The sequence below is a fragment of the Streptomyces sp. NPDC042002 genome, assembly GCF_055588305.1.
In genome coordinates this window covers 24,671-30,696 of sequence record NZ_JBVJCT010000005.1, presented here as the reverse complement: position 1 = coordinate 30,696, position 6,026 = coordinate 24,671, and the positions used below count along the sequence as shown (strand labels likewise).

Sequence of the window (6,026 nt, the reverse complement as noted above, 5' to 3'; positions counted from 1 at the left end):
AAACCTCCCCCACGCTTTTCGTCTCGTGGGGCGGGGGGGGGGGGGTCTGCCTTTGGGGGGGGGGTGGTGTTTTTTTTTTTTCTGGGGGTGGCCTCCCCTTGCGGCCCCCCCCCCCACCTGGACGCCCGGGTGCGAGCGGTGGTGAAAACACCTCGGCCCACCGGGCCTGACCTGGCGAGAATCCAGGTCGGGCCGGGTGAGCTGTGGGTGGGTCGGTCAAGTTCCCGCCGTGTCCGGCAAGGATCAGGCGGTGCCGGTGACGCTGAAGGTGATGTTCTCCGTCTTGCCGGAGACCTCGTTGCCGAGGTTGCCGGCCTCGACGGTCACGACGTACTGGACGTAGTTGCCCGCGGCCAGGTCCGGACGGCCGTCGCCCGTGCCGCCGACGCGCTTGTAGCTGACCTTCAGGCCGAGGTCGTCGCCGCCGGTCTGCACCGTGGGGGTGACGTCGAGGTTGACGTCACCGTCGTTGAAGACGTTGATGATCGAGGTGGTGATGGTCTTCGTCGACGAGTCGAGGAATTCCACGTGGTTGAGGGTGGCGGTGTGACCGTTGGTGACGGTCCAGCCGTCGGCCTGGATCCGAAGCTTGGCGGTGCCCGCCGTGACGGACGCCTGGCCGGTCACGGTGTCGGTGAACACGGCGCTGCTGCCCATGCTGACCAGGCCGAGGCTGCCGGCGAGGATCGCCGCGGCGGCGATCGCCTTCTTCTTGTTGGAGATGGTCACGTCGTTGTGCCTTTCGGTAGTGCTGTTCTGGACATGCGGCATACGGGGGCGTCGGGCCGCCTGACTCGGCCTGATGCCCCGCCGTAAAGTGGCCGGAGCGCCTGAACCCGCCGCGGGAGGGCATTCCCGCGGCAGGTCGGAGGTCACCGGACCGTGGCGTGCGCGGAGTGGGCCGGGGGTCCGGCCGGTGGATGCGGTCGGAACCCCGGCCCGCTCACGCAACGGTGGATCAAGAGGCGGCGGTGACCTTGACGGAAACCGAACCGGTCAGGTCCTGGTCGGCGTTGACGAGGTTCTTGACGTCGATCGTGACCTTGTACTGGGCGGTGGCGCCCTTCTTCAGCCAGGTCTTGTCGGCGTCGTCGCCGAGGCGCTCCACCTTGACGTCCAGCTTGTTCGCGAGGTCGCCGCTCTTGGCGATCTCGAAGGAGACGCCGGCGCCGGCGGTGCCGTCGTTCCGGACGGTGAACTCGGTGAACATGTGGCTGGTGGAGGAGGCCAGGAGCTGCTCACCGTCGAGAACGGCCTGGTCGTCGGCCACGAACTTCCAGGCGGCCGGCGCCCAGGTGTAGGTCTGGTGGGAGGCACCGTCGTAGATCGCGGTGGCGTCGACCGGGTTGGCGCCCTTGACGATGTTGAGGTCGGCCTTGCCGGAGCGGACGTTCGTCTGCGCGGAGGCGTCGTCGATGAAGGAGGCACCGGAGCCGGCGCCGATCAGCGCGAGGCTGCCGACGGCGATCGCGGCACCCGCGACGAACTTCTTCTTGGCGGAGATGGCCACTGATGTGGGCCTTTCTGCGTGATGGGTGAAGGTTCGGGCTTGCGCCCGGGCATGACAGGGCTCGCCCCGGCGGCCGCTGGCTGTGGCCGCCCGGCTTCGTGTCACGGGACGGGGTCCCGCTGCCCTTATGGGGTGGTGGTCTCTGAGGCCGGCTTCTTCGGGCGCCACAGCAGGACGACGACGCCGCCCACGATCAGTACCGCGGCTGCGCCGAGCAGCACCCTGAAGCCGGTTTCGGTGTGGATCGACGTGGCGGCGTAGCCGACGTAGGGCACGTCGTGACGGACGATCCAGGCGGTGTCGCCTTCGGGGCGGACCCGCCAGGGGTCCTCGCTCGCGTTGGCGTCACCCTTGGTTTCGAGGATCGGGCCGTCCTTGGAGGGCGTCATCTTCACGATCCGGTGGACGACCTGGCGTTCCGGCTCGTCCGGGCGGTGGAAGATGACGACGTCGCCGATCTTCAGCGTCGCTACGGGTTCCCGCTGGGCGATGACGACGCTTCCGGTCGGGAGCTTCGGCTCCATGCTGCCGCTCAGCACCGAACTGGCCTGCCAGTCGCCGGACTTGACCGAGATTGCCGCCACCGCGAAACCGGCCGCGAGCAGGAGGACCACGAGGCTCATGAAGGCCGAGAGGACTCGGCGCGTCCAGTGCCGGCGCTTGGGTGACTGCTGGGCGGTCGGCGTCTCGTCGGGAGACGTCGCCACCTCACTTACTGTCAGCTCCACGGTTCTTCTCCTGCAAACGATTTCGGTCTCGCGAGTCCTGCGGGCATTACGGCGTCGTTCGGCTGGGCGACACAGGGGAATTCGCCCGGGGGTTGGTGAATTCCCCTGCGCCGGTCATGGGGAAGTGGTGACTTCTACGGGAATCCCTCGCCCTCGGTGCGGCGTTGGGCGCGCGGAGCCTACGGAGCGGGCTGTAACCGGCAGAAGGGATGACTCCCGGGACGCCCTGTCGCTCCGCTCTTCACGGGATGCTCACAGTTTCGGATCGGCGTCGGTCACCGTGGGGATCGCCCGCCGCTGCGGGGCGCCGACTGCCGAGATGATGGGCGGTGACTCAAGTGCCGCCTGGCCAGGCCGTTTTCATTGGCTCCCACGCTGTGTGCATGCCGTGCACTCCCCCCCAGGAGTGGCCTCCGTCGCGGTGACCAAGATCAGAGTAAAGGCCGTGTGAGCGGACTGGAAAGAGTGTGGATGAAGTGTGTAGGCGACGTTATGGAAACGTAATACCGCGGGGGTTTCGAAAGTGGCGAGACGGCCGCTAAAGCGGCTTCCGGGGGGTGTGTCTGGTTTTGGATGCTGGTGACTGGCGGGTATATCCGTTGATTCCGCGGGCATTTCATCGCGGTCATCTATCAACTTGGTTGTTGCGTAGGGGAGTTGAGTTAGATGGGGGTTGGTGAGGGGTGGGTGTGCAGGGCTTCGGCGTAGTCGCGGGCGTCCGGTTCGTGTCGAACTGTCGAATCGGCGATGCCGAGGTGTTCGGCTCCAACGGACAAAGGCCATGGCCGCTCTGCCCGTTGGAGCCCGCGTCGGGGGCAGGGCGGGGCATCGGCCGACAGCGGTTCGGTGTCTGTCTCCGTCAGGATCGACGGCATCCCGACGCTGTCGGCGTGGCTGGGCGGGAGTGTCCGTCCGCTCCGGATGTCCATCGGCCGATGGACATGTCCTCCCGAGGGATCCGTCTGTCCCTCGACGAAGTCATCGAGGTCATCGAGGTCATCGAAGCCCTGGGGGACTTGGATGAGTTCGTGGCCCCCTCGGCCGACTCGGATCCCGCCAGGCGTCCGGAACCGCCGGCCACCGCACCGTCGGCGGATTCGTCGCCGACTGGGATGTCGCTCGGCGGTCGGCCGGTGCCCGACGTGTCGTCGGCGACGCGCTGGATGCGTAACCGCTGGATGCGCGACCGGGCGTCGAGGACAACGCCGAGACCGATGCCTGTGCGACCGGGGCCGCTTCCACGGCACGGGCAGGGCCGCCGGTCCCTCTCCGGATCGATCCAGCTGAGACGGCCGCTCCCGTCACCTCAGGGTGTGTGACGTCCTGCCCGAAGCCGCGTCGATCTCGTCGTGGGCCTTGGTCAGCAGTTGCATGGCGAGTTCGTTCAGGGCCCTCGCGCCCGCGACCTCCTCGCCGACCCTGGGCTGGTTCGAGTCGGAGGGGTGGCGGCTGGCGTACCCGTGGGCACGCACTTCGCTCCCGTCGGGGAGCCGAAGGAGAGCTGCCGCGCGAGTGCGGTGGTCGTCCTCCTGGAATTCCATCTCGACGTGCCAGCCGACCGTGGTCCGTGTCTGCGTCGCTGTCATCTGTGTCATCGCGATCACCTCCGAAGCCGCCGCCCCCTGGTGAAGCCCTAATAAGAAGTGTGCTCCTCGGACAGGCCGCGCACGAGGCGAGGAGGTGGGAGCGGGGGGAGGGCCACGCGACGGAGCGGGGTCCTGCCGGCAGGCGGGGGCGGGTGGCGGGTGGCCGGGCGATGTCGCTCGGCAGTGGTCGGTGCCGACAGTCGGTGACCCGTCGGCCACCGGTGAGGCCGGTGAGCGGCCATGCCCTCGAAGGCTGGAGCCCGAAGGCCGGAGTCCGGAAGGCCGGAGTCCAACGGTCGCTCTCCGGTGCGGGTGTCACTCGGCCGGTCCTGGGCCGTCTCTGGGTCGCCCCTGGGTCGCGCGAGGGTGCCTGACAGTGACTGACGGCGGCAGTCCGTGACAGGTCGGCTACCAGCGCGATTCGCGAACGTCCAGGTCACGGCCCCGTGACCGAACGGGTTTCCTTCAAGGGCTAGCCGTCAGGCAAGATGGGGTGTATCTGCCCACTGCCGATTTCAAGCGTCCGGACGGTTTCTCTTGGCTGAGTTCATTTACACCATGCGCAAGACGCGCAAGGCGCACGGCGACAAGGTGATCCTCGACGACGTCACCCTGAGCTTCCTCCCGGGCGCGAAGATCGGTGTGGTCGGTCCGAACGGTGCCGGTAAGTCCACCGTTCTCAAGATCATGGCGGGCATCGAGCAGCCCTCCAACGGCGACGCGTTCCTGTCGCCCGGCTTCAGCGTCGGCATCCTCATGCAGGAGCCGGAGCTGGACGAGTCCAAGACGGTGCTGGAGAACGTCCAGGACGGCGCCAAGGAGCTGATGGGCAAGCTCAACCGCTTCAACGAGGTCGCCGAGCTGATGGCGACCGACTACTCGGACGCGCTCATGGAGGAGATGGGGAAGCTCCAGGACGACCTGGACCACTCCAACGCCTGGGACCTCGACGCGCAGCTGGAGCAGGCCATGGACGCGCTGGGCTGCCCGCCCGGCGACTGGCCGGTCACCAACCTCTCCGGTGGCGAGAAGCGCCGCGTGGCGCTCTGCAAGCTGCTGATCGAGGCTCCGGACCTGCTCCTCCTCGACGAGCCCACCAACCACCTCGACGCCGAGTCGGTGAACTGGCTGGAGCAGCACCTCACGAAGTACGCGGGCGCCGTCGTCGCCGTCACGCACGACCGGTACTTCCTGAACAACGTCGCCGAGTGGATCCTCGAACTGGACCGCGGCCGCGCGATTCCCTACGAGGGCAACTACTCCACGTACCTCGACAAGAAGGCCTCCCGCCTCAAGGTCGAGGGCCGCAAGGACGAGAAGCGCGCCAAGCGGCTCAAGGAAGAGCTGGAGTGGGTCCGGTCCAACGCCAAGGGCCGTCAGACCAAGTCCAAGGCCCGCCTCGCCCGTTACGAGGAGATGGCGGCCGAGGCCGACAAGATGCGGAAGCTGGACTTCGAGGAGATCCAGATCCCGCCGGGCCCGCGGCTGGGCTCGATCGTCGTCGAGGTCCAGAACCTCTCCAAGGCGTTCGGCGACAAGGTCCTCATCGACGACCTGTCCTTCACCCTGCCGCGCAACGGCATCGTGGGCGTCATCGGCCCGAACGGCGCGGGCAAGACCACGCTGTTCAAGATGATCCAGGGCCTGGAGACGCCGGACACCGGCGCGATCAAGGTCGGCGAGACGGTCAAGATCAGTTACGTCGACCAGAGCCGCGCCAACATCGACCCCAAGAAGACGCTGTGGGCCGTCGTCTCCGACGAGCTCGACTACATCAACGTCGGCCAGGTCGAGATGCCGTCGCGGGCCTACGTGTCCGCCTTCGGCTTCAAGGGCCCGGACCAGCAGAAGCCCGCGGGTGTCCTCTCCGGTGGTGAGCGCAACCGCCTGAACCTGGCGCTGACCCTCAAGGAGGGCGGCAACCTGCTGCTCCTCGACGAGCCCACCAACGACCTCGACGTGGAGACCCTGTCGTCGCTCGAGAACGCGCTGCTGGAGTTCCCCGGTGCGGCCGTGGTCATCTCCCACGACCGCTGGTTCCTGGACCGGGTCGCGACGCACATCCTCGCGTACGAGGGTGAGTCGAAGTGGTACTGGTTCGAGGGCAACTTCGAGTCGTACGAGAAGAACAAGGTCGAGCGGCTCGGCGCGGACGCCGCGCGCCCGCACCGCGCCACCTACAAGAAGCTGACCCGGGGCTGA

The 6,026-nt window shown here is 67.5% G+C and carries 5 protein-coding genes; 1 reads left to right on the top strand and 4 read right to left on the bottom strand.

What is annotated here, in order from left to right:
* Nucleotides 1–243: 243 nt before the first annotated feature.
* From ACZ6KY_RS10060 to ACZ6KY_RS10045, 4 genes are all read right to left on the bottom strand, one after another.
* On the bottom strand, nucleotides 244–729 hold the full coding sequence (locus ACZ6KY_RS10060; protein WP_469309856.1) for a hypothetical protein: 486 nt from the start codon (nucleotides 727–729) through the stop codon (nucleotides 244–246).
* A gap of 229 nt (nucleotides 730–958) precedes the next feature.
* On the bottom strand, nucleotides 959–1,510 hold the full coding sequence (locus tag ACZ6KY_RS10055; RefSeq protein WP_469309855.1) for a hypothetical protein: 552 nt from the start codon (nucleotides 1,508–1,510) through the stop codon (nucleotides 959–961).
* 125 nt (nucleotides 1,511–1,635) lie between these two features.
* Complete coding sequence (locus ACZ6KY_RS10050) at nucleotides 1,636–2,238, bottom strand: signal peptidase I (protein ID WP_469309854.1); 603 nt, start codon at nucleotides 2,236–2,238, stop codon at nucleotides 1,636–1,638.
* Between the two features lie 1,301 nt (nucleotides 2,239–3,539).
* Complete coding sequence (locus tag ACZ6KY_RS10045; RefSeq protein ID WP_469309853.1) at nucleotides 3,540–3,833, bottom strand: DUF1876 domain-containing protein; 294 nt, start codon at nucleotides 3,831–3,833, stop codon at nucleotides 3,540–3,542.
* A 528-nt stretch (nucleotides 3,834–4,361) separates the two neighbouring features.
* Between ACZ6KY_RS10045 and ettA the strand changes: the two genes are divergently transcribed.
* On the top strand, nucleotides 4,362–6,026 hold the full coding sequence (gene ettA, locus ACZ6KY_RS10040; RefSeq protein WP_469309852.1) for an energy-dependent translational throttle protein EttA: 1,665 nt from the start codon (nucleotides 4,362–4,364) through the stop codon (nucleotides 6,024–6,026).